This is a genomic window from Oscillibacter sp., from assembly GCF_028693505.1.
GTDB lineage: Bacteria > Bacillota > Clostridia > Oscillospirales > Oscillospiraceae > Oscillibacter.
Genome location: NZ_JAQUVF010000001.1, coordinates 124758 through 147211, shown reverse-complemented (window position 1 = coordinate 147211; position 22454 = coordinate 124758). Strand labels below are relative to the sequence as shown.

Annotated in this window: 22 protein-coding genes; 13 read left to right on the top strand and 9 right to left on the bottom strand. The window is 58.2% G+C overall.

Going from position 1 to position 22454, the window contains the following annotated elements; all coding sequences use genetic code 11:
* Positions 1-41: 41 nt before the first annotated feature.
* From PHI30_RS00725 to PHI30_RS00690, 8 genes are all read left to right on the top strand, one after another.
* The gene (locus PHI30_RS00725; RefSeq protein ID WP_300022586.1) at positions 42-488 is read left to right on the top strand and encodes an NfeD family protein; all 447 of its coding nucleotides are present in this window, start codon (positions 42-44) and stop codon (positions 486-488) included.
* Complete coding sequence (locus tag PHI30_RS00720) at positions 485-1438, top strand: stomatin-like protein (RefSeq protein WP_300022528.1); 954 nt, start codon at positions 485-487, stop codon at positions 1436-1438. The genes PHI30_RS00725 and PHI30_RS00720 overlap by 4 nt, the downstream gene beginning before the upstream one ends.
* A 348-nt stretch (positions 1439-1786) precedes the next feature.
* A complete protein-coding gene (locus PHI30_RS00715; protein ID WP_300022525.1) occupies positions 1787-2902 on the top strand; it encodes an iron-containing alcohol dehydrogenase family protein in 1116 nt (371 codons plus the stop codon).
* A gap of 306 nt (positions 2903-3208) precedes the next feature.
* The gene (locus PHI30_RS00710) at positions 3209-4627 is read left to right on the top strand and encodes an FAD-binding oxidoreductase (RefSeq protein ID WP_300022522.1); all 1419 of its coding nucleotides are present in this window, start codon (positions 3209-3211) and stop codon (positions 4625-4627) included.
* Positions 4628-4664: 37 nt separating this feature from the next.
* Positions 4665-5804 (top strand): acyl-CoA dehydrogenase family protein, encoded by a 1140-nt coding sequence (locus PHI30_RS00705; protein ID WP_300022520.1) that lies wholly within the window; start codon positions 4665-4667, stop codon positions 5802-5804.
* Between the two features lie 77 nt (positions 5805-5881).
* Positions 5882-6667 carry an electron transfer flavoprotein subunit beta/FixA family protein gene (locus tag PHI30_RS00700; RefSeq protein WP_300022518.1) on the top strand — a complete coding sequence of 262 codons (786 nt, stop codon included), beginning with the start codon at positions 5882-5884 and terminating at the stop codon, positions 6665-6667.
* Positions 6668-6681: 14 nt separating this feature from the next.
* Positions 6682-7635 carry an electron transfer flavoprotein subunit alpha/FixB family protein gene (locus PHI30_RS00695; protein WP_300022515.1) on the top strand — a complete coding sequence of 318 codons (954 nt, stop codon included), beginning with the start codon at positions 6682-6684 and terminating at the stop codon, positions 7633-7635.
* Between the two features lie 72 nt (positions 7636-7707).
* Positions 7708-8433 carry a FadR/GntR family transcriptional regulator gene (locus PHI30_RS00690; protein ID WP_300022512.1) on the top strand — a complete coding sequence of 242 codons (726 nt, stop codon included), beginning with the start codon at positions 7708-7710 and terminating at the stop codon, positions 8431-8433.
* Positions 8434-8607: 174 nt separating this feature from the next.
* Here PHI30_RS00690 and PHI30_RS00685 read toward each other — a convergent pair whose 3' ends face one another.
* The 5 genes from PHI30_RS00685 to PHI30_RS00665 all read right to left on the bottom strand — a co-directional run bounded on the left by PHI30_RS00685 (position 8608) and on the right by PHI30_RS00665 (position 13959).
* The gene (locus tag PHI30_RS00685) at positions 8608-9891 is read right to left on the bottom strand and encodes a TRAP transporter large permease (protein ID WP_300022509.1); all 1284 of its coding nucleotides are present in this window, start codon (positions 9889-9891) and stop codon (positions 8608-8610) included.
* A gap of 6 nt (positions 9892-9897) precedes the next feature.
* The gene (locus tag PHI30_RS00680; protein WP_300022505.1) at positions 9898-10332 is read right to left on the bottom strand and encodes a TRAP transporter small permease; all 435 of its coding nucleotides are present in this window, start codon (positions 10330-10332) and stop codon (positions 9898-9900) included.
* 207 nt (positions 10333-10539) lie between these two features.
* A complete protein-coding gene (locus PHI30_RS00675) occupies positions 10540-11610 on the bottom strand; it encodes a TRAP transporter substrate-binding protein (RefSeq protein ID WP_300022503.1) in 1071 nt (356 codons plus the stop codon).
* Between the two features lie 127 nt (positions 11611-11737).
* On the bottom strand, positions 11738-12802 hold the full coding sequence (locus PHI30_RS00670) for a TRAP transporter substrate-binding protein (protein WP_300022501.1): 1065 nt from the start codon (positions 12800-12802) through the stop codon (positions 11738-11740).
* A gap of 305 nt (positions 12803-13107) precedes the next feature.
* Positions 13108-13959 (bottom strand): sugar phosphate isomerase/epimerase, encoded by an 852-nt coding sequence (locus PHI30_RS00665; RefSeq protein ID WP_300022498.1) that lies wholly within the window; start codon positions 13957-13959, stop codon positions 13108-13110.
* A gap of 343 nt (positions 13960-14302) precedes the next feature.
* Between PHI30_RS00665 and PHI30_RS00660 the strand changes: the two genes are divergently transcribed.
* From PHI30_RS00660 to PHI30_RS00640, 5 genes are all read left to right on the top strand, one after another.
* Entirely contained in the window at positions 14303-15037 is a 735-nt protein-coding gene (locus PHI30_RS00660) for an SDR family NAD(P)-dependent oxidoreductase (RefSeq protein WP_300022495.1), read from the top strand.
* A 42-nt stretch (positions 15038-15079) separates the two neighbouring features.
* Positions 15080-16132, top strand: a complete 1053-nt coding sequence (locus PHI30_RS00655) for a transaldolase family protein (protein ID WP_300022492.1) — start codon at positions 15080-15082, stop codon at positions 16130-16132.
* A 214-nt stretch (positions 16133-16346) separates the two neighbouring features.
* Positions 16347-17129, top strand: coding sequence for an SDR family NAD(P)-dependent oxidoreductase (locus PHI30_RS00650; protein ID WP_300022489.1), 783 nt, complete (start codon positions 16347-16349; stop codon positions 17127-17129).
* Positions 17130-17155: 26 nt separating this feature from the next.
* Complete coding sequence (locus PHI30_RS00645) at positions 17156-17500, top strand: cupin domain-containing protein (protein WP_300022486.1); 345 nt, start codon at positions 17156-17158, stop codon at positions 17498-17500.
* A 170-nt stretch (positions 17501-17670) separates the two neighbouring features.
* Positions 17671-18516 carry a homocysteine S-methyltransferase family protein gene (locus tag PHI30_RS00640; RefSeq protein ID WP_300022483.1) on the top strand — a complete coding sequence of 282 codons (846 nt, stop codon included), beginning with the start codon at positions 17671-17673 and terminating at the stop codon, positions 18514-18516.
* A gap of 82 nt (positions 18517-18598) precedes the next feature.
* Here the strand turns inward: PHI30_RS00640 and groL are convergent, their stop codons facing one another.
* The 4 genes from groL to PHI30_RS00620 form a co-directional block, all read right to left on the bottom strand.
* A complete protein-coding gene (gene groL / locus PHI30_RS00635) occupies positions 18599-20224 on the bottom strand; it encodes a chaperonin GroEL (RefSeq protein WP_300022480.1) in 1626 nt (541 codons plus the stop codon).
* 54 nt (positions 20225-20278) lie between these two features.
* Positions 20279-20563, bottom strand: coding sequence for a co-chaperone GroES (groES, locus tag PHI30_RS00630; protein WP_300022476.1), 285 nt, complete (start codon positions 20561-20563; stop codon positions 20279-20281).
* A 209-nt stretch (positions 20564-20772) separates the two neighbouring features.
* Positions 20773-21696, bottom strand: coding sequence for a thioredoxin-disulfide reductase (gene trxB / locus PHI30_RS00625; protein ID WP_300022473.1), 924 nt, complete (start codon positions 21694-21696; stop codon positions 20773-20775).
* 8 nt (positions 21697-21704) lie between these two features.
* On the bottom strand, positions 21705-22454 hold the full coding sequence (locus PHI30_RS00620) for an SDR family NAD(P)-dependent oxidoreductase (RefSeq protein ID WP_300022470.1): 750 nt from the start codon (positions 22452-22454) through the stop codon (positions 21705-21707).

Genomic DNA, 22454 nt, shown 5'->3' with positions numbered 1-22454 from the left:
AACGTAATATCTACGGAAGGGAGGAATTTCCTGTGGATTGGATGATTTGGATTTGGCTTGGCGCGGCGGCGGTCTTTGGGATCGTGGAAGCGCTGACCGCGGGACTGGTCTCTATCTGGTTCGTGGCGGGCGCGCTGGTGGCATTGCTGGCGTCCATTTTAAAGGCGGAGCTCACGGTGCAGCTGGTGCTGTTTGTGGTGGTATCCGCGGCGGCGCTTGCGGTAACGCGGCCTTTGGTAAAACGCTTTACGGCAAACCGTCCCGTTGCCACCAATTTGGACCGGGTGATCGGTGAGACAGGAAGGGTCACGGAGACCGTGGACAATGAAAACGCCAGCGGCGCGGTGTATGTGGACGGCAAGACCTGGACCGCCCGCAGCGTGAACGGCAGCGTGATTCCTGCGGGAACGACGGTGCGGATTTTGAAAATGGAGGGCGTCAAGCTCTTTGTTGAAAAAACAGAAGTATTGGAGGAGTTGAACGTATGAATATCGGAGCCATTGCCATCATTGTTCTGCTGGTATTGGTGCTGCTGGTGGTCGTTGCCAACATCGTCATCGTGCAGCAGTCCCGGGCCTACGTGGTGGAGCGTCTGGGCGCTTTCCGCGTCGTGTGGAACGTGGGTCTGCACGTGAAGATCCCGTTTATTGAGCGGGTGGCCAAGAAGGTCTCCTTGAAGGAGCAGGTGGCGGATTTCGCGCCGCAGCCCGTCATCACCAAGGATAACGTCACCATGCAGATCGATACCGTGATCTATTTCCAGATCACGGACCCCAAGCTCTATACCTACGGCGTGGAGCACCCCATGAACGCCATTGAAAACCTGACGGCCACCACCCTGCGCAATATCATCGGCGACATGGAGCTGGACCAGTCCCTCACCAGCCGGGACATCATCAACACCAAGATGCGCATTATTCTGGACGAGGCCACAGACCCCTGGGGCATCAAGGTCAACCGGGTGGAGCTGAAGAACATCATCCCCCCCAAGGAGATCCAGAACGCCATGGAAAAGCAGATGAAGGCGGAGCGGGAACGCCGCGAGTCCATCCTGCAGGCCGAGGGCCAGAAGGCCAGCCAGATTCTGGTGGCCGAGGGCGAGAAGCAGTCCGCCATTTTGCGAGCCGACGCCGCCAAGCAGGCCTCCATTTTGAAGGCCGAGGGCGAGAAGGAAGCCCGCATCATGGCAGCCGACGCCGAGGCGCTGGCCATCGCCAAGGTCCAGCAGGCCACGGCCGACTCCCTGAAGCTGCTCAACGCCGCAGCCCCCAACGATCAGGTGGTGAAGCTCAAGGCGCTGGAGGCCATGGAAAAGATTGCCGACGGCAAGGCCACCAAGATTATCATTCCCTCCGAGCTGCAGGGCTTGGCCGGTTTGGCAGCCAGCGCCAAGACAGTTTTTGAAAGCGAGGACCCCAAGGCGGACGCCGCCCAATAACAGCGCCTAAAAAGGAGAGCGTCCGCTCTCCTTTTTATTGTGCCCTCAGAAATCCCGGACGGTTCCCCCGTCAAGGCAGCGTGAAAATTTTCGAAATGCCCGGCCTTCTATTTTCACCACTCGCTTACGAAGCCTTTCTTTGCGTAATCGTCTTTCCACGTATTTTCTGCAACTTTTTTGTGAAGTATTCTCCGTTTTTAAGCAGTGTAGGTGCAAATTTTTTACTGGACAAAGTTTCTTTCCCGTCGTATAGTAGTAATGGTAAATTGGTGGGACCAATCAATTTTTCCCATCTACTATCTCCGCTGATCGATTTGGATTCTAAAATTTTGAAGGAGGAACATCGTTATGAGTACTCTCTATCTGCCCGCGTGGAGCATTGGCCCTGATTGCTATCAGGAGGTTTATGACATTGTCCGTACATACGGCAAGAAGGTCGCCGTCATCGGCGGCCACACCGCCATGAGCAAGTCCCTGCCGAAGCTGAAGGCTGCGCTCCAAGGCACCGATCTGGAGCTGAGCGAGCCCATTTGGTTCGGCGGCGAGGCATCCTATGAAAACGCTGCCATGCTGGAAGCCCTGCCCGAGGTGAAGAACGCCGATATGGTGTTCGCCATCGGCGGCGGCCGCGCCATGGACACCGCCAAGTGCGCCGCCGGTCATCTGGATAAGCCCCTGTTCGCATTCCCCACCCTGGGCTCCAACTGCGCCAGCTGCACGACGCTGTGCGTCATGTACTATCCCGACGGCGCCATGAAGGACCTGTACTATCCCAAGCGCTGCGCCATCCACACGTTCATGGACAGCGAGATCATTGCCAACTCCCCCGCCGAGTATCTCTGGGCCGGCATCGGCGACTCCCTTGCCAAGGAGTTCGAGTCTGAGTTTGCCGCCCGCAACGATCTGGCAGACTTCAAGATTCAGCACGCGCCCCTGATGGGCACTGCCATTGCCCGCTGCTGCACCCCCGCCTTTTTGAACTACGGCGTCAAGGCCATGGAGCAGATCCGCAATCATGAGGACGGCTATGAGCTCCAGCAGGTCGTTCTGGGCATTGTCATCACCGCCGGTATGGTCTCCAACCTGACTGTGGAGACCCATAACAACGACTATTTCTACAACGACTCCATCGCTCACGGCTTCTACTACGGCTGCACCGTGTGCCCCGGCGCCCACAAGCATCTCCACGGCGAAGTGGTGTCTCTGGGCATTCTGGTCCTGCTGACGCTGGATAAGCAGTTTGCCCAGCGCGACAAGATGTTCCCCTTCTACAAGGCTCTGGGCCTGCCCATGACCATGGACGATATTGAGCTGCCCCTGTCCGACCTGCCCACGCTGGTCGACAAGTCCGCCACCATGTCCAACTGGAACTATGTTCCCACCCCCATCACCAAGGAACAGTTCACCCAGGCCATCCTCGACACCGACGCCGCCGCCAAGGCATGGCTCGCTGCCAACAAGTAATTTGCCCCTTCAAAAAGGTCCGTGCCGCGGCACGGACCTTTTTTGTGGGTTTGCGCATCAAATTGCGCGAAAAAAATTTCGTCTTTTGAAAATTGGATTTTGCACATCCGCTTTCATTCATTTTCTCCGCGTAATCGTCTTTCCTTCTTTTCTTTTGAACTTTTTTGCGGAGTAATTGTCGCTTTTTTTAATAAATCACGCAAAATTTTTACTGGACAAAGACTCCAACCTGTCGTATAGTATCACTTGTAAATTGGTGGGACCAATTATCCCGCTTACAGAAAAAATATCATAGGAGGTTGCATTATGAATTATCAGACTTTGTCTCCCGAGCTGATCCAGCAGCTGTCCGCCATCGCTCCCGGCCGCGTGTTTACCGGCAGCGACATCAACGAGGACTATGCCCATGATGAAATGCCCATTTACGGCAAATCCGTTCCCGAGGCGGTGGTGGAAGCCGCTTCCACGGAGGAGATCGCAGCGGTCATGAAGCTGTGCAACGAAAACCGGATTCCCGTGACGCCCCGCGGCGCCGGTACCGGTCTCGTCGGCGGCGCGGTGCCCATCTGCGGCGGCGTTTTGCTGGTGACCACCCGCATGAATCAGATCCTCTCCTATGATGTGGAGAATTTTACCGTCACGGTCCAGCCCGGCGTGCTTTTGAACACGCTGGCAGAGGACTCCGCGTCCAAGGGCCTTTTGTATCCCCCCGATCCCGGTGAGAAGTTTGCCACGCTGGGCGGCAACGTCTCCACCAACGCGGGCGGTATGCGCGCCGTGAAGTACGGCTGCACCCGGGACTATGTGAAGGCCATGACGGTGGTTCTGCCCACCGGCGAGATCATTCATCTGGGCAGCTCCGTCTCCAAGACCAGCTCCGGATACAGCCTGCTGAACCTGATGATCGGCTCCGAGGGCACGCTGGGCGTCATCACCGAGCTGACGCTCAAGCTGATTCCCCAGCCCAAGGAGACCATCAGCCTCATCATTCCTTATCCCGACATGGAATCCTGCATTGCCACCGTGCCCGCCTTCTTCATGCATCACCTGAATCCCCAGGCGCTGGAGTTCATGGGCAAGGACATCGTGATTTCCTCCGAGGCCTACGTGGGCAAGCAGGTGTTCCCCCGCAAGATCGACGGCGTGGAGGCCGAGGCCTACCTGCTGGTGACCTTTGACGGCAACGACGCCGACGAGCTGGACGCCGTGATTGAGAAGGCCTCCGAGGTGGTGCTGGAGGCCGGCGCTATCGACGTGCTGGTCGCGGATACGCCCGCCTTGAAGCGGGACGCCTGGGCCGCCCGCAGCAGCTTCCTGGAGGCCATTATGGCCGACACCAAGCTCCTCGACGAGTGCGACGTGGTGGTCCCTGTGACGCAGATTGCTCCCTTCCTGGGCTACGTGGAGTCTCTGGAGGAGACCGTGGGTCTGAAGGTGAGAAGCTTCGGTCACGCGGGCGACGGCAACCTGCACATTTATTGCTGCAGCAACGATCTGGAGGAGGCCGAGTTCCTCCCCCGTGCAGAGAAGTTTATGGAGGCCGTCTACATCAAGGCAACCGAGCTGGGCGGTCAGGTCTCCGGCGAGCACGGCATCGGCCGGGGCAAGGTTCCCTTCCTGGCAAAGTCCGTGGGCGATGTCAATATGCGGCTGATGGAAGAGATCAAGAAGGTGTTCGATCCCAACCTGATTCTCAACCCCGGCAAGGTCTGCTACAAGCTGTAAAATCATTTTTTGAATATAGAAAGGCGGAAACGAAACAATGGCATTTTTAATTAATCCCGAAGACCAGGACCTGCTGGACAGCGTCCGCGAATTTTGCGAAAAAGAAATCAAGGAGCAGTGCAAGGAGTACGACGTCTCCGGCGAATGGCCTGCCGAAATCTATGCAAAGGCCGCCGAGCTGGGCTATAACGGTCTGGAGGTCCCCGAGGAATACGGCGGACTGGGCCTCGAGCGCATCACCGTGGCCGCCATCATGGAGGAGTTCGCCAGAGCGGACGCCGGTTTCGTGACCACCATCACCGCCAGCAATCTGGCATTGAAGGCCGTTTTGATCGGCGGCAGTGAAGAGCAGAAGCAGCGCTGCTGCGACCTTTTGATGGAGGGCAACCACGGCGCCTTCGGCCTGACCGAGCCCATGGCCGGTTCCGACGCCGGCAACAGCAAAACCACCGCCGTGCGCGATGGCGACGAGTACATCCTCAACGGCCGCAAGTGCTTCATCACCAACGGCGGCGTGGCCTCCTTCTATGTGATCACCGCCATGACCGACAAGTCTCAGGGCATCAAGGGCATGTCCGTATTCGTGGTGGAAGCCGGCACGCCGGGCCTCTCCACCGGCAACCACGAGAACAAGATGGGCATCCGTACCTCCAACACCTGCGACGTCGTGATGGAGGACTGCCGCGTTCCCGCCTCTGCCATGATGGGCAACGAGGGCGACGGCTATAAGATCGCCATGAAGACGCTGGACATGTCCCGCACCTGGGTTGGCTGCGGCGCTGTGGGCATTGCCCAGCGCGCCATTGACGAGGCTGTGGCCTACGGCAAGCAGCGCGTCACCTTCGGCAAGCCCATTTTGAAGAATCAGGCCCTGCAATTCAAGATCGCCGACATGGAGATCCGCGTGGAGACCGCCCGCCAGATGGTGGCCCACGCCCTGAAGCTGATGGACGCGGGCCTGCCTTACAGCCGCGAGTCCGCCATTGCCAAGTGCTACGCCGGCGATGTCGCCGTGCAAAACGCGCTGGAATCCATTCAGATTCTGGGCGGCTATGGGTACAGCCGGGAATATCCCGTGGAGAAGCTGCTCCGGGACGCCAAGATCTTCCAGATCTACGAGGGCACCAACGAGATCCAGCGCATGGTCATCGGCAAGAGCGTCATCGGCAAGTTTTAATCAATTTCCAAGGGCGGAGTCCGGCGAAAAGCCGGACTCCTGCCTGTAATCTATTCTAAAACAGGAGTAAACGTGACATGGAACTTTTAGTCTGTATCAAGCAGGTGCCCGACGATACCGTCAACGTGACCATGGGCGCCGACGGCGCTCCCAAGCTGGACGATATCGCGCCTGTTGTCAACGCATTTGACACCTACGCGCTGGAGATGGCCGCCCGCTTCAAAGAGGCCAACGGCGGCTCCGTCACCGTGCTGACCATCGGCGGCGAGGGCGCTGTCCCGGCTCTGCGCAGCTGCCTTTCCGTGGGCGCGGACCGCGCCTGCCGCGTGGAGGAAGCGTCCGTCTGCGACCCGCAGGGGACCGCCTATCTCCTCTCTCAAGCCTCCAAAAAGGCGGGCGAGCAGCCCTTTGACGTGATTTTCTGCGGCAGCGAATCCACCGACGCCGCCTCCGGTCAGGTGGGCGCGCAGCTGGCGGAGACGCTGGGTCTGCCCGTCATCACCAATGTTTTGGCGCTGGAGCCCAAGGACGGCGGCATTTCCGCCAAGCAGGAGACCGAGGACGGCTACCGTGTGGTGGAAGCCGCCTGCCCCTGCGTCGTGACCATCGTAAAGCCCGACTACGAGCCCCGCTATCCCTCCATCAAGAGCAAGATGGCTGCCCGCAAAATGCCTGTTGCCGTACTCACCGCCGCCGACGCCCAAGCGGATGCGTCCAAGTTCGGCCCTGAGGCCGCCAAGGTCCAGCGCGCGGCAATTTCCGCCCCTCCCCAGCGCCAAAGCGGCGTGAAGATCCAGGAGAAGGAAGCCGCCGAAGCCGTGCGCCGCGCCATGGAGATCATGGTCGGCCAGAAGCTGATTTAAGGGGGAGAACGAAGATGGAAAATCAGGGAATTCTTGTTTATTTGGAAAGCACGGACGGTCAGATCCTGAAGGTCTCTTTGGAGGCCATGAACGCCGCCCGCAAGCTGGCGCAGCTGTCCGGTAAAAAAGTGGGCGCCGTGCTGATCGGTGACGCCTCCGCCGCCGCTGCCGCCGCTTCCTACGGCGCGGACGAGGTGCTGACCGTGGCTGCCCACGGCTATCAGCCGGACCGCTACACCGACATTCTGACCGCGCTTTGTGAGCGCTACGACGTCTCCTGCCTGCTGCTGGGTTCCACCCGGGACGGCAAGGAGCTTGCGGCCCGCGTGGCGGCCCGCACGGGCAGTGGCTGCATCTCCGACGCCATGTCCATGACGGAGAGCGGCGCATGGGTGCGCTCCGTCTACGGCGGCTCTTTGCAGGAGACGGTCTCCGCCAAGGGCAAGGCCGTTGTCACGGTCCGCTCCGGGACCTTTGGAAAGCCCGAGCTGGACGAGGGCCGCACCGCTCCCGTCACGGCGGAAACCGTGGATGCCACGCCCTTGCGCTCCGTCATTAAGGACGCTGTGCAGGAACTCAGCGAGAGCGTGAATCTGGAGGACGCTGAGATCATTGTGGCCGGTGGACGCGGCATGGGCAGTGCGGAAAACTTTCAGCTGGTCCATGAGCTGGCGACGCTGCTGGGCGGCGTGGTTGGCGCAAGCCGTCCCGCCATTGAGGACGGCTGGGTGCTTCGGAACCATCAGGTAGGCCAGTCCGGCAAGATCGTGGCCCCCAAGCTGTACATTGCCTGCGGCATTTCCGGGGCCATGCAGCACGTCTCCGGCATGTCCGGTTCCGGCTTTATTGTGGCAATCAACAAGGATGAGGACGCCCCCATCTTTGAAGTTGCCGACGTGGGCATTGTGGGCAATGTCACTGAAATTTTGCCGCTGCTGATCGAAGAAGTCAAGGCGCGCAAGAACTGATCGCATTACAAGGGGCGGGTCATGGATGGATGCCATGGCCCGCTTCCATCATTGCGATGATACGGAGGAAGTATGCAGGAAACAATCAGCAAAACGCAGGATTCCCAGCGGGCATATGTCCGGGTCATTGACTATATCAAACAGGAAATCCGCATTGGAAATCTGCACATTGGGTCCCGGCTCCCACCGGAGCGGACGCTGGTGGAGCAGCTGAACGTGGGGCGCAACTCCGTCCGCGAGGCCCTGCGTATTCTGGAGATCATGGGAACCACCGTCAGCACCCAGGGCGCCGGGCACTTTATCGCCGGAAACTTTGAAAACTCTCTGGTGGAGACCATGTCCATCATGTTTCTTCTTAAGGAGCTCAGCTTCCAGCAGGTCAGCCAGCTGCGTTACGCCATTGAAAAGCACGCTTTTGCGCTGTCCGTTGAGAATGCCACCAGCGTGGATCTCGCGGAATTGCAGACGATTATCTCCCGGTTGGACCTTGGCGTCAGCGAGGAGGAAAACGTTTTCCTGGACAAAAAGCTGCACTACACCATTGCCCGCGCTTCTGGCAATGTACTGTTTGTGGAAATTCTCCACGCGCTGTCCGACGTGATGGATCGCTTTATCGCCGATCTTCGTATGGATATCATGTCTGAGGAGGGGCGGAAGCGAAAACTCTTTGCGGCCCATCGCCGTATGGTGGAATGTATTTTTGAAAAGGATATCCCCGGCGGGTATGCCGCAGTGGACGAGCACTTCGAATTGGTCAATGAGCGCTTGGAGGTCCGCAGCAAATCTGTCCAGATATAAGTGAAACCAACTCTCTCCCCCTTATTGGAAAAGGCCGCGGAAGTTTTCTTCCACGGCCTTTTCCTGTATTTTGACAGCGCCGGAGCGCAGCAGGCTTGCAGCATCCGTCCTATTCCGCAAAAAAACCGGCCCGGAAATTTTCCGGGCCGGTTTTATGCCTATCTTGTAATAAAATCAGCTATACAAGCCGGGCAGGAACATCGCCAGAGGCTCCCAATAAGTAATCAGAATCAGGTCTAGGATCATCACGCCCAGGATAGGCAGAATGCCCTTGCAGATCTGTTCCAGCTTTGCATTGGCAACGTTGCAGGCCACGAACAGGTTGACGCCCAGAGGAGGCGTCACGAAGCCGATGGCCAGGTTGACAACCATGATGATGCCGAACTGAATGGGATCCACACCCATTGCCTGCACGACGGGCAGGAAGATGGGGGCCAGAATGATGATTGCCGCGTTGGTCTCCATGAAGCAGCCAACAATCAGCAGCAGGATGTTGATCAGCATGAGCAGCACGATGCGGCTGTCAGTCACAGAGCTGAAGAAGTTGGCAATCAGGGTCGGGACTCTCTGCAGCGTCAGGATACGGCCGAAGGTGGTCGCCGTGCCCAGAATGATCATGATGGTGGCGGTGGTCAGCGCGGCGTTGCCGAAAATACGATAGAGATCTTTCAGCTTCAGGTCGCGATAGACGAACAGGCCAACCACCAGACCGTAAGCCACAGCCACGGCAGCGGCTTCGGTGGGGGTAAAGATACCGCCGTAGATACCGCCCAGGATGATTACAGGCACCAGCAGCGCCCAGATGCCATCCTTAAAGACGTAAGCGACATTCGCCCAGGAGAAGGGAGCGGCCTCGTGATTGATATAGCCGTGCTTCTTGGAGTACCAGCTGCTGTAAATGCACAGAGAAATACCGATCAGAATGCCGGGGAGGAAGCCGCCCAGGAACATGGCGCCAACGGAAGCGCCGGTGGCCACGGAGTACATGACCATGGGGATGGAGGGGGGAATGATGACGCCGATAGAACCGGCAGCCGCGGTAATCGCGCCGGCGAAAGGCTTATCATAGCCCTGCTTAAGCATGCTGGGGATCGTCAAACCGCCGATAGCAGCCACGGTAGCCGGGCCGGAACCGGAAATGGCGGCGAAGAACATGCACGCCACCACCGTCACCAGTGCCAGACCGCCATACTTACGGCCAAGGAAGGCATCGGCAATGTTCAGCAGACGGCGGGAAATGCCGCCGGTAGCCATCAACTCGCCTGCCAGCACGAAGAACGGCACAGCCATCAGGGGGAAGGAGTCAGCGCCGGTAACAAGGCCCTGGGCCAGATAGGTGGGCTGCACCACGCCGCTGCTCAGAATGGAGACAAGGCTGGACATACCCAGGGAGATACCGATGGGGACCCGAAGAATCAGGAAAAGGGCAAAGGTGCCAAATAAAATTGCTACTTCCATAATTTCTTACTCCCCTTTCTCTTCCAGATCGCCGGACTTCATGGCTTTTACCTCGCCGCCGATGCTCTGGATCAGGCGAATCGTGGTAAGAATCATGCCCACAACTGGCGCCGCGTACACATACTGCATGGGAATGCCCATGGCGGGGGAAACCTGGCCGCTGGTGATTTGCATACCCACCACAAGGTCGCCATAGTAGACAATTGCAATGGCGAAAACCAGGAACAACCCATAGGCCACGATGGCATAAGGATGCTGTGCCTTTTTGGGCATGATGGCGTAAACAGCATCCACGCAGATGTGCTTATCCATCTTAACGCCGTAGCTGATGCCGATATAAATCATCCAAATGAACAGATAACGGGCCATTTCCTCAGACCAAGAGAGGGAGTTGTTCAAAACATAGCGGAAAAAGACCTGCACAACGATCAGGACACTCATTGTTGCCAAGCAGAGGACGCAAATCATTTTCTCAATATTCTCATCTAAAAAACGAATGACTTTCATTCCCTTCACTGACCACCTTTCTCTATAATGATACACTTGCTCATTTTAACAGTTTTTTAACAATGCCTTACTACCCGGAAGAGACTGCCATGATGGCAGTCTCTTCCCAGTGGGATACGATCATTGTTTGTTGCGAATCGCTTACTTCTGATAGTTGAAGCCGGCAGCTGCCCAGAAATCCTGTGCGTAGGTTCCGCCAGCCTTCTCGATGACCAGATCATAGATCCCGGCATCGGTACAGGCCTGAACCATTTCGCCGTGCAGCGCCTCGTTCACCTCGTAAACCTTGCTCTTGCCGGAATTGTTGATGCCCTCAATGCACTTCTGATTGTTCACAGCGCACAGCTCGCGGTTATAGGCAACAGACTCATCCACACAAGATTGAATCAGTTCCTGGGTTTTGGCGTTCAGACCGTCCCACACCGCCTTGTTGATGAAGATGATGTAGGGGGTGTAAACGTGCTGGGTCAGATAAACATGGCTTTGCACCTCATGGAGCTTATTGTTGTAAATCTGCTCGAGAGGATTCTCCTGTGCGTCGAAAGCCTTCTGCTGCAGCGCGGTATACAATTCGCCAAAGGCCAGAGGGGAGGGGTTGGCGCCCAGCGCCGTCCAGATCGCCAGATGGACTTCATTTTCCATCGTGCGGATCTTCATGCCCTTCAGATCGGCCAGCGTATTGACCTCTTTGTTGCAGGTGAGGTTCCGGAAGCCGTTTTCGTAATAACCCAGACCCTGCAAACCGGCAGAGCTCATGGAATCCAGCAGCGCCTTACCGGCATCGCTATCCATCGCCTTATACGCGGTTTCGTAGTCGGAGAACAAAAACGGTGTTTCAAACGCATTGAGGGAGGGCATCAGCGCAGCAACCGCCGCGGGAGAGGGGCTGCCCATGGTGACGTTGCCCTGTGTAGAGGCCTCTGTGAACTCACGGTCACCGCCCAGCTGCTGGTTGGGGTACAGGTCCACGGTCACGGCGCCGCCGGAACGCTCTTCGACCAGTTCCTCAAACTTCAGCCAAGACTGGTGCATGGATGTGGTCTCGGTTGCACCATGCGCCGCAATGATGTTCACAGTGTCGTAGCCGTCCGCCTGCGATGTCTCGGTAGAAGGCTTTTCGCTGGGCGCTTCTTCCTTTTTGGAACCGCCGCAGCCGGCAAGCAGTGTGGCACTCAGCCCCAAAACCAGGAGCAAGGACAGAAACTTCTTCATCTTTTTTCCTCCATCGTTCATCACTCAACATTTCTTTTGCCTGCACACGCCGTCAATTTCTGTTACGATTCAAATGGAGTCTCGTTGTAACATTGCCTCACACCGTGTCAGGCATTGTGGAAAAAGCTTACGGCTGGAAGTTTGCGGCAGCCCACAGGTCCTCGGCATAGGTGCCGCCGGCCTTCTCGATGACCATGTTATACACGTCCTTGCAGGCCGCGACCATTTCGTCATGCAGCTCGGGGCTGACTTCATAGGTCTTGCTCTTGCCGGAAGCGTTGACAGCGTCAAATGCCTTCTGCTCGTTCTCGGTGCAGATCTGGCGGCAATACTGGACAGCCTCGTCCATGCAGCTCTGGATCAGCTCCTGGGTGTTGGCGTTCAGACCATCCCACACAGCCTTGTTGATGTAAACGATGTAGGGGGTGTAGATATGGTTGGTCAGATAGACGTGGTTCTGCACCTCATAGAACTTGGTGTTGTAGATCAGCTCAGCGGGGTTCTCCTGGGCATCGAAAGCCTTCTGCTGCAAAGCAGTGTACAGCTCGCCGAAAGCCAAGGGGCCGGGGTTGGCGCCCAGAGCGGTCCAAATCGCCAGATGGATCTCGTTCTCCATGGTACGGATCTTCAGGCCCTTCAGGTCAGCCAGAGAGTTGATGTCCTTGTTGCAGGTCAACTGACGGAAGCCATTCTCAAAATAGCCCAGACCCTTCAGGCCGGCGCTCTCCAGAGAATCCAGCAGTGCCTTGCCGGCATCGCTGTCCAGCGCCGTGTACACGGTCTCACGGTCGGAGAACATGAAGGGCGTCTCGAACGCGTTCAGAGCGGGAACAAAGGGAGCGATGTTGGCGGTAGAGGGGCCGCCCATGGTCACGTTGCCCTGGGTCGCGGCCTCGGTGTACTCACGGTCGCCGCCCAGCTGCTGGTTGGGATACAGGTCCACGGTCACGGCGCCGCCGGAACGCTCTTCGAGCAGCTCCTTGAACTTCACAAAGCTGGCATGCTCGGAAGTGGCCTCGGAAGCACCGTGGGCAGCAATGATATTCAGCTTGTCATACTCTTCGGAAGTGGCGGCATCGGCTGCGGGAGCGCTGGGGTTGGCCGCGGGAGCCTCTTCCTTCTTAGAACCGCAGCCGGCCAGCAAGGTGGCGCTGAGGCCCAGGACGAGAACCAGGGATAAAAACTTCTTCATCATTCTTTCTCCTTTTTTCTTTCACAGAATAAAATGCCCTTGCGGGGAAACCCCGCTGCAAGGCAAAAGGTGCCCTTCTTCCGAACGCGGACTCCTCCACAAACAAAGCCCGCCCAGAATTGGAGCGATACTAAAATACCACATCTTTAAAAATCTTTCAAGGCAAAGCAGGATACATGAAAAATTTTTGGAACGTTTTACAGCCAGTGAAGTCCCATTTTGTACAAAAGCACAAGCATTTCCTGTCAAATTTGTCCTATCCTTGTTAAAATATAAACTTTGTGCATTCTTTTGGAAATTCGTGCTTATTGGAACCGGGAAGCGCCCAGTTCGATGTCGACAATCTTCTCCATGGCCTTCATGTACTCAAACCCGTTTTTGGCGCAGTCGTAGGCCGTGGGCAAGGGCACGCACTCGGTGGTGATGAAGCCCGTGTAACCGATCTCCTTCAAGGCGCGCACATGGGCCTTGAAATCCACGCTGCCCCCACCGGGATACAGCCGGGCCGTGTCGGAGAAGTGGACGTATTCCAGATTCTTCGCGCAGTAGCGGTAGCACCCCGCAATATCGTTGTCCTCCATGTTCATGCTGTATGTATCCAGATGCACGCCCACGTTGTCCTTCCCCAGCTCCACCACGAAGTCCTGCACCTCGCGCATGGTGTTGAGGAAGTTGCTGATATAGCTCAAAATATTTTCGATCCAGATGCGCACACCGGCGTCTTTTGCGTAGTCCGCCAGCTCCAAAACCGCGTCCCGGTGATAATTCCAGTACTTTTCCCGCTGACTCTGGTCCGGAATGTGCTTGCGCATGGAGCCAACGATCACCTGACACCCGGCCTCTTTGGCGCAGTCGATGTGCTCCTTCAGCCGCGCGACGGACGCCCGGCGCACCTTCTCGTCGTCAGAGAGCAGGCACAGCCCGTTTTCCCCCAGCTCCCGCCCGGTGGCGAAGGCGATGAGCTCCAACCCGTACTCGCCGCAGACCTTTTTGATGTGGTTCCAGTCGTACTGTCTGGGATTTGCCAGCTGGATCTCCAGGCCGTCGTACCCGATCTCCTTCGCCTGCTCGCACAGCTGCTCGATGCTTCCCCGCAAAATGATGGGGGCGGTGGTGGACACGTCGCTCAGTGAACAGGCCACGCCATACTTAAACATTGGTATCGTCCCTTTCCAAATTAAACTCCCCGAATTTAAAGAGGCCGGGGCCTCATGTCCCTCTTTTATATATGTTTAACAATATCAGTTTCTTCGTTAAAGTACAAGTAATATTTGTGCAGCTTCTCTTACATTGCCACCGCTTTTTTGTGATTTTTTTCACTATGAAATACTAACCAAATCCGCCCGCCGCAATTTGTCACATTCATAAAAAGGCGCCGGTTTTCTTGACAATCCCCTGAAATTGCCGTATTCTCAAAAAAAGTCATTTGTCATATTTGATAAGGTATGGACTTTTTAAATGCAGACATTAGATAATTTATGGAATGAGAGGATACGTTTTATGAAGCTGGAAAACAGATGCGCCATTGTCACCGGTGCGGCGCAGGGTCTGGGTTTTGCCATTGCTCAGCGCCTCAATGAGGAAGGCTGCAAGGTCGCCATGCTGGACATCAACGAAGAGAAGGTCTGCGCGGCTGCCGCTGAGCTGAAGGATTGTTTCGGCGTGAAGTGCAACGTGGGCAGTGCCGAGGATATTGGCCGCGCGGTGCGAGAGTGCGGCGAGCGCCTTGGCGGGATCGACATTTTGGTGAATAACGCCGGAATTCTTCCCAAGTCCCGGGTGTTCGACGTGACCGAGCAGGATTTTGACCGCACCATGGCCATCAACGCCAAGGGCCCCTTCTTTATGATCCAGCAGGCATTTCCCTATCTGAAGGAGTCCAAGCACCCCCGCGTCATCAACATCGGCTCTCTTGCCGGGCGCATGGGCGGGTTTGAGACCTGCATGGCGTATTCCGCCTCCAAGGGCGCCGTGGGCGCACTGACCATGGGTCTTGCCCGCCAGCTGGCCCCTTATAAGATCAACGTCAACTCCGTTTGCCCCGGCACCACGGAAACGCCGATCACCGCCGCTTTCTCCGACGAGGCGATGGCCCGGCTGCTCACCCGCATCCCTCTGGGCCGTCTGGGTCACCCCACCGACATGGCCGCTGCGGTGTGCTTCCTTGCTTCCGACGATGCCGAGTGGATCACCGGTATGCAAATGGATGTCAACGGCGGCATGTACATGGGCTAACAGCGTATTCTATAACTTTAAATCAGAATGTGAGGAACCACTATGAATTACCTGGAATGGATCAATCAATGCACGCCTACCCGCTGGTGGCATGATTCCGGCAACCCGGCCGAAATCGAGCTGGCGCTTGAGCGCGGCGCTACCGGCGTCACCACGAACCCCGTGCTGACCTTCCGCTCCTTCACCTCCGAGCCGGAGCTCTGGACACCCAAGGTTTTGGCGCTGGGCGACGATTTCCCCTCCACCGAGGCCCACGCCGAGGCCCTTTTGAAGCTGGTGGCCACTTACGCCGCCGACAAGGTCCGCCACATTTACGACGCCACCAACGGAGCCGACGGTTACGCGCTGGGTCAGCTGAACCCCGCCCGCGCCGGCGACGCCGAGGGGATGCTGGCGCAGGGCCGCCGGGTGCATTCCTGGGCGCCCAACATTGCTGTAAAGCTGCCCGCCACCGCTGCGGGCGTGGAAGTGATTGAGCATCTGGCGGAAGAGGGCATCCCCATCTGCGCCACCATCAACGTCTCCGTGGCCCAGGGCATTGCCGTGGCGCAGGCCTATGAGCGCGGCAAGAAGAAGGCCATCGCCAACGGCGTCAAGCCTCCTTTGTGCATTGTTGTCCAGCAGGTCGGCCGTCTGGACGACTATCTGCGGGACGTGGCGCAGGACATGAAGCTGGGCCTTCCGGAGGAAGTCATTACCCGCGCCGGTCTGGCCGTTGCAAAGCGGACATACGCCATCCTTGAGGACATGAAGTCCGACTGCGTCATCATGCCCGCCGGTCTGCGCGGGTCCTATCACATGACGGAGATGGCGGGCGGCAGACTGCTCTACACCATCAACACCCGGATTCAGGACATGATCCTTGCTGAGGACCCCCAGCAGGTGGAAAGAATCAACGAGCCCATGGACCCCAAGATTGTGGAACAGCTGATGCGGATTCCCGAGTTTGTCCGCGCCTACGAGCCGGACGGCATGAAGCCTCAGGAATTCATTACCTTCGGCGTGACGCAGAAGCTTCTGAGCCAGTTTATGGAAACCGGCTGGGCCCCGCTGGAGACCTATCTCTCCAATAAGACCACCGGCCGCTGGATCTGATGAAAAAAGCCGGCGCCGCTCCTGTGCTTTCTGCAGCGAGCGGCGTCGGCTTTCATTTTTTAACCACTTTCTGTCATTTTCTATCTTTTCTTTTGCCCGGTGTGGACGGCTGTTTCCCCCTCTGCTATGATGGCAAAGGAAAGAATCCCCGAAACGGAGGGGCAGCAGGATTTTATTGCATTCCCTAAATTTGAGTAATAAAGGAGCCGTTATCATGATTCAGGATTACAACAATCTCTTTTCTCTGGAGGGCAAGCACGCTCTGGTCACCGGAGGCGCGCAGGGTCTGGGTCTGAGCATCGCGGAAGCCTTTTGCGCCGCAGGCGCCGTAGTCACCGTTGCGGACATCAATGCCGAGGCTGTGGAGAAAACCGCGGAGGAGCTGCGCGCCCAGGGCGGCAAGGCCTTTTCCGTCGTCTGTGACGTCTCCAAGGAGGAGCAGGTCGCCAAGGCCATCAACGACTGCGCGGAGAAAATGGGCGGTCTGGAGATCGTGGTGGCCAACGCCGGCGTCAGCGTTCGCGCTCCCGCCGAAGAGATGACGCTGGAGCAGTGGAGCCGGGTCATCGACATCGACCTCAAGGGCGTGTTCCTGTGCGACCGGGAGGCGGGCCGTTACATGCTGGCCCACAAGGGCGGCTCCATCATCAACATGTCCTCCATTATCGGCATCGTGGGCAACACCACCGGCAACTCCAACTATGCCGCCGCCAAGGGCGGCGTGTCCTCCATGACCAAGGTCATGGCTGTGGAATGGGCCCAGCGCGGCATCCGCGTAAACGCCATCGCTCCCGGCCAGACAGCCACCAAGCTGATTGAAGGCCTGATGGAGGCCAGTCCCGACACCCGGAAGTATTTTGAGGCGCACATCCCCATGGGCCGTCTGGGCAAGCCCTGCGAAATTGCCTCCGCCGCGCTGTTTTTGGCCTCCGACGCCACCTCTTTTGTCACCGGCCAGACCATCGCCGTGGACGGCGGTATCACCATCGCCTTCTGATGAACGTAAAATAAGGAGTTTGACCGATGTATACGCTTTCTGAAAACTGTCCCGCAAGGGATTTCTGCATCCAAAACGGCAAGGGTCTGGTCCACGTGAAGGACCTCGCGGACAAGGCCGGACTGTACGGGCACGGCCGCATGTTCGCCCACGTCACCATCCAGCCCGGCTGCTCCATCGGCGACCATCCCCACGTCCACGAGACGGAGTTTTACTACATCGTCAAGGGCGAAGGCGTGTTCAACGACAACGGCAAAGAGGTCATTGTCCACACCGGGGACATCTGCGCCACCGGTTTTGGCGAAGTCCACGGCATTGAAAACCAGAGCAGCGAGGTTTTGGAAATGATTGCTCTGATCGTTTCGGAATAACCGTTTGCACAAAAAGAGCGGCGCTTCGCCGCTCCCCGCTGCCAGAAAGTTGCGGATTTACCCAAACCGACACGGTGGGTATGGGCGGCGAAAAAGCCGCGCATACCGTTTTCCCCTTGGACCACGGTCAAACAGCTGAGCCGACTCTTTCGGCACAGAAGGAGTGACGCATGAAACATTCCGTCGTTTTATTGGATGGGGCCTTAGGGACCTTTCTCTGGGAAAAAGCGCAGCAGCGCGGTCTTGAGCGGGTGCCGGTGTGGCGGTACAATCTGGAAGCGCCGCAGGTGGTCACCCAGGTGCATCAGGCGTATTTGGACGCCGGCTCGCAGATCCTGCTGACCAACACGTTCAGCGCCAATCGGAATACCGTCGCCGGCAGTCCCTATGGGGTCGACCGGGTCATTCAGGCGGGGGTGCGTCTTGCAAAAGAAGCGTCCGCCGGACGCGCCAGAGTCGCGCTGGATATCGGCCCGCTGCCCGTGCTGCTGGAGCCGTACGGCGATCTGGAGGCGCAAACCGCCCGGGATATTTACACAGAGTTGATCGGGGCGGGCATGGCAGAGCAGCCGGACCTGATCTTCCTCGAAACCTTTATGGATATTGAGATGCTGAAAATCGCGGCGCGGGCTGCCAAGCACTATTCCGTGCCGGTGTTTTGCTCCATGAGCTTTGAGCAAAGCGGGCGCACCCTGATGGGAAATTCCGTGCAGGATATGCTGGACGGGTTGACGCCTTTGGGCGTGGACGCCGTGGGACTGAACTGCTCCCTCGGCCCCGCCGCCGCCTTGCCGGTGATGGCGGAATTCCGCCGCCGCACAGAGCTGCCGCTGCTATTCAAGCCCAATGCCGGTATGCCGGAGATCGTCGGTGACGCCACACAGGCAACCGTTGCGGCGGAGCAATTCGCCCAGGACGTCCTGCCGGCAGCGGAGCTGGGCATTACCTATTTGGGTGGCTGCTGCGGCTCCGCCCCCAGCTATATCCGCCGACTCAAAGAACTACTGGAAGAATAAAAAGTAAAACGAATCCCCCGGCATAGCCGTGGGATTCGTTTCACTTTATGACGCAGGGATTTCGGTGCGCTTTCCCGCTATCTTAGTACATGCCGCCCATGTCGGGGGCAGCGGGGGCGGGGGCGGCAGGCTCAGGCTTATCCGCCACAAGGGACTCCGTGGTCAGGACCATGGAGGACACGGACGCGGCGTTTTCCAGCGCGGAACGCGTCACCTTGGCAGGATCGATGATCCCTGCGGCGACCATGTCGCAGTACTCTTCCTTATAAGCGTCGAAGCCGTAGCCGTTCTTGCCGGCGTCGCGGACCTTCTCCAGAATCACGGAGCCGTCCAGTCCGGCATTGGCGGCAATTTGGCGGATGGGAGCCTCCAGCGCCTTGGCGACGATCTGAATGCCCGTCTTTTCATCGCCGCTCACGGTATCCAGCAGCGCCTGCACGGCGGGAATGATGTTGACGAAGATGGTGCCGCCGCCGGCGACCACGCCCTCTTCCACAGCCGCGCGGGTGGCGTTCAGGGCGTCCTCGATGCGAAGCTTCTTTTCCTTCATCTCCATCTCGGTGGCAGCGCCCACCTTGATGACCGCCACGCCGCCGGACAGCTTGGCAAGGCGCTCTTGCAGCTTTTCCTTGTCGTAATCGCTGGTGGTGTTGGCAATCTGAGAACGGATCTGGGCGATCCGGTCCTTAATGGTTTGGGCATCGCCGGCGCCGTCGACGATGATGGTGTTCTCCTTGGTGACCTTCACCTGGCGCGCCCGGCCCAGCATGTCGATGGTGGCGCTCTTGAGCTCCAGACCCACCTCTTCGCTGATGACGGTACCGCCGGTCAACGTGGCGATATCCTGCAGCATCTCCTTGCGGCGATCGCCAAAGCCCGGGGCCTTGACGCAAACCACGTTCAGCGTGCCCCGCAGACGGTTGACGATCAGGGTGCTCAGGGCCTCGCCCTCCACATCCTCGGCAATGATCAGCAGCTTCTTGCCGGCCTGCACCAGCTGCTCCAGCACCGGCAGAATGTCGGCGATGACGGAGATTTTCTTGTCGGTGATGAGGATATAGGCATCGTCCATGCTGGCTTCCATCTTCTCGGTGTCGGTCACCATATAGGGCGTAATATAGCCGCGGTCGAACTGCATGCCCTCGACCACCTCGCTGTAAGTTTCAGCGGTCTTGGACTCCTCAATGGTAATCACGCCGTCGGCGGAGACCTTCTCCATGGCGTCGGCAATCAGCGCGCCGATGTTCTCGTCGCCGGAGGACACAGCGCCCACGCGGGCGATATCCTTGCTGCCGTCCACAGTCTTGGCCTGCTTCTTGACCTCGGCCACAGCCGCGGCAACGGCCTTGGCCATGCCCTTGCGCACCACAATGGGATTGGCGCCGGCGGCCAGATTGCGCAGGCCCTCGGTGATCATGGCCTGTGCCAGCAGCGTTGCGGTGGTGGTGCCGTCGCCGGCCACGTCGTTGGTCTTGGTGGCGACTTCCTTCACCAGCTGGGCGCCCATGTTCTCAAAGGGATCATCCAGCTCGATTTCCTTGGCGATGGTCACGCCGTCGTTGGTGATGAGGGGTGCGCCGTACTTCTTGTCCAGAACGACGTTGCGGCCCTTGGGCCCCAGAGTGACCTTTACGGTATCGGCCAGGGTGTCGATACCGGCCTTCAGGGCCTTACGGGCATCCTCGTCGCGTTTAATCAATTTAGACATGGTAAATTACCTCCAATAGAAGATGTGTTTTTGTGAGATACAGTCCGGACCCGTTTAGTCGACGATGGCCAGAATGTCGTTTTGCCGAACGACGACGTAATCCTCGTCCTCCAGAGAAACCTTGGTGCCGGCATACTGGCTGGTGATCACCTTATCGCCGGGCTTCACGGTCATGACGACGTCCTTGCCGTCCACATTGCCGCCGGGGCCCACGGAGATGACTTCAGCAACAGACGGCTTTTCCTTGGCGGAGCCGGTGAGGATGATGCCGCCCTTGGTGGTTTCCTCGGCTTCCACCATTTTCAAAATGACACGGTCTGCAAGCGGAGTGAGTTTCATGGGGATTCCTCCTTGTACATATAAAAAATTTGAAAAAGCAAAATCAGCGTTAGCACTCAGTTCTTTCGAGTGCTAACGCTGCTATCATAGTACACTCCCCCGGATTTGTAAAGGGGGTAATTGCGGAAAAGTTATGAAGAATTTGTAAATGTTGCCCAAAGGAGTCCTGCGGCGGCGGCATTTGGACCGCAGCCCCAGGGGAAGGCAATTCAAACGCCCTTGAGAAGATACTCCTGCACAAATTTGGACGCCACCGCGCCGTCCGCCACCGCCGTGACGATCTGGCGCAGGGGCTTGGCGCGGATGTCTCCCACGGCGAACACGCCCCCAACGCTGGTGCAGGTGGTCTCATCGGCGGCAATGTAGCCCTGCTCGTCCATTTCCAGCGCGCCGCGCACCAGCCAAGTGTTGGGCGTGCGGCCCACCGCCACAAAAACGCCGTCGCAGGCCAGGGAATACGTCTTTTTTGTCACCGTGTCCGTGATGGAGAGTCCCTCAAATTTTTCGTGGTGTAAAAACGCATCGATCCGCGCATTCCAGACAATTTCGATGTTGCCCGCGGCGCTGATGGCATCCAGATAGACCTTGTCCGCCCGCAGCATATCCCGCCGATGCACAAGATACACCTTTTTGCACAGCTTGGAAAGGGTGAGGGCGTCCGCCACGGCGGAGTTTCCGCCCCCCGCCACGGCCACCGTTTTGCCCTTGTACTGCATCCCGTCGCAGGCGGCGCAGTAGGCAACGCCTCGGCCGGTCAAAAGCTCCTCTTCGGCAAGGCCCAGCTTTTTGGGACCGGCTCCCATGGCCAGAATGACGGTTCTGGCGGAAAAGTCGCCGTCGGAGGTGTGGGCGATTTTTTCCGCGCCCTTCCATTCCAGCTTGGTGACCTCCGCAAAGCGGGTTTCCGCGCCGAAGCGTTCCGCTCCCGCGAGCATCTTTTCCCCCAGCTCAAACCCGTCAATCCCGTCGTCAAAGCCCGGGTAGTTGTCCACCTGCGGGGTGGTTGCCATCTGTCCGCCCGCGCTGAGCATCTCCAGCACCAGGGTGGAAAGGCCCGCTCTTGCGCAGTAGAGGGCGGCGGAGTAGCCCCCCGGGCCGCCCCCGATGATGAGCACGTCGTACTTCTTTTCCATACGCGACCTCACAGCACAATGCCGCCGTCCACCGGAAGGATGGCGCCGGTGGTAAAGCTGGCCTCGTCAGACGCAAGATACACATACGCCCCGGCAAGCTCAGATGGTTCCGCGCCCCGCCCCAGCGGCGTTGCACGGTTGAGTCCCTCCAGCATCTGCTCATTGACGGAAGCCTTCATCATGTCCGTCGCCACAACGCCGGGGGCCACCGCGTTCACGCGGATGCCGTAAGCCCCCAGCTCCTTGGCGCAGGATTTCGTCAAGCCGTTGATGCCGAATTTGGAGGCGGAATAGGCCGTCTGCATCCTGCCGCCGTAGGTGCCCACCATGGAGCTGGTATTCACGATGCTTCCGCCGCCCTGCGCCTTCATGACGCCCGCCACCGCCCGGATGCACCGGAAGGGGCCCACCAAGTTAATGCGGATAACAGAGTCAAAGTCCTCGTCCTCCATCTCAAAGATGGATTTTGCGGCAGTCACCCCGGCGTTGTTGACCAGAACGTCGATCCGGCCCCACCGATGCAGGACGGTTTCCACCATCCTTCCCACTGCCTCCGTGTCGGAGACGTCCGCGCCGATGGGCAGGATTTCCCGGTCCGGAAATTCCGCCCTCAGCTGCGCGGCGGCCCCTTCCGCCGACTCCTGACGGCTTCCGCAAAGGGCGAGCTTCGCGCCCTCCGCCAAAAACGCTCTGGCAACGGAAAAGCCGATTCCACGGGAAGCGCCCGTGATGATGGACACTTTATTTTCAAGTCTCAT

Excerpts from the sequence above, each read along its gene's own strand:
- PHI30_RS00725 (WP_300022586.1), top strand. The coding sequence starts at position 42 with ATGATTTGGATTTGGCTTGGCGCGGCGGCGGTCTTTGGGATCGTGGAA.
- PHI30_RS00720 (WP_300022528.1), top strand. The coding sequence starts at position 485 with ATGAATATCGGAGCCATTGCCATCATTGTTCTGCTGGTATTGGTGCTG.
- PHI30_RS00715 (WP_300022525.1), top strand. The coding sequence starts at position 1,787 with ATGAGTACTCTCTATCTGCCCGCGTGGAGCATTGGCCCTGATTGCTAT.
- PHI30_RS00710 (WP_300022522.1), top strand. The coding sequence starts at position 3,209 with ATGAATTATCAGACTTTGTCTCCCGAGCTGATCCAGCAGCTGTCCGCC.
- PHI30_RS00705 (WP_300022520.1), top strand. The coding sequence starts at position 4,665 with ATGGCATTTTTAATTAATCCCGAAGACCAGGACCTGCTGGACAGCGTC.
- PHI30_RS00700 (WP_300022518.1), top strand. The coding sequence starts at position 5,882 with ATGGAACTTTTAGTCTGTATCAAGCAGGTGCCCGACGATACCGTCAAC.
- PHI30_RS00695 (WP_300022515.1), top strand. The coding sequence starts at position 6,682 with ATGGAAAATCAGGGAATTCTTGTTTATTTGGAAAGCACGGACGGTCAG.
- PHI30_RS00690 (WP_300022512.1), top strand. The coding sequence starts at position 7,708 with ATGCAGGAAACAATCAGCAAAACGCAGGATTCCCAGCGGGCATATGTC.
- PHI30_RS00685 (WP_300022509.1), bottom strand. The coding sequence starts at position 9,891 with ATGGAAGTAGCAATTTTATTTGGCACCTTTGCCCTTTTCCTGATTCTT.
- PHI30_RS00680 (WP_300022505.1), bottom strand. The coding sequence starts at position 10,332 with ATGAGTGTCCTGATCGTTGTGCAGGTCTTTTTCCGCTATGTTTTGAAC.
- PHI30_RS00675 (WP_300022503.1), bottom strand. The coding sequence starts at position 11,610 with ATGAAGAAGTTTCTGTCCTTGCTCCTGGTTTTGGGGCTGAGTGCCACA.
- PHI30_RS00670 (WP_300022501.1), bottom strand. The coding sequence starts at position 12,802 with ATGAAGAAGTTTTTATCCCTGGTTCTCGTCCTGGGCCTCAGCGCCACC.
- PHI30_RS00665 (WP_300022498.1), bottom strand. The coding sequence starts at position 13,959 with ATGTTTAAGTATGGCGTGGCCTGTTCACTGAGCGACGTGTCCACCACC.
- PHI30_RS00660 (WP_300022495.1), top strand. The coding sequence starts at position 14,303 with ATGAAGCTGGAAAACAGATGCGCCATTGTCACCGGTGCGGCGCAGGGT.
- PHI30_RS00655 (WP_300022492.1), top strand. The coding sequence starts at position 15,080 with ATGAATTACCTGGAATGGATCAATCAATGCACGCCTACCCGCTGGTGG.
- PHI30_RS00650 (WP_300022489.1), top strand. The coding sequence starts at position 16,347 with ATGATTCAGGATTACAACAATCTCTTTTCTCTGGAGGGCAAGCACGCT.
- PHI30_RS00645 (WP_300022486.1), top strand. The coding sequence starts at position 17,156 with ATGTATACGCTTTCTGAAAACTGTCCCGCAAGGGATTTCTGCATCCAA.
- PHI30_RS00640 (WP_300022483.1), top strand. The coding sequence starts at position 17,671 with ATGAAACATTCCGTCGTTTTATTGGATGGGGCCTTAGGGACCTTTCTC.
- groL (WP_300022480.1), bottom strand. The coding sequence starts at position 20,224 with ATGTCTAAATTGATTAAACGCGACGAGGATGCCCGTAAGGCCCTGAAG.
- groES (WP_300022476.1), bottom strand. The coding sequence starts at position 20,563 with ATGAAACTCACTCCGCTTGCAGACCGTGTCATTTTGAAAATGGTGGAA.
- trxB (WP_300022473.1), bottom strand. The coding sequence starts at position 21,696 with ATGGAAAAGAAGTACGACGTGCTCATCATCGGGGGCGGCCCGGGGGGC.
- PHI30_RS00620 (WP_300022470.1), bottom strand. The coding sequence starts at position 22,454 with ATGAGACTTGAAAATAAAGTGTCCATCATCACGGGCGCTTCCCGTGGA.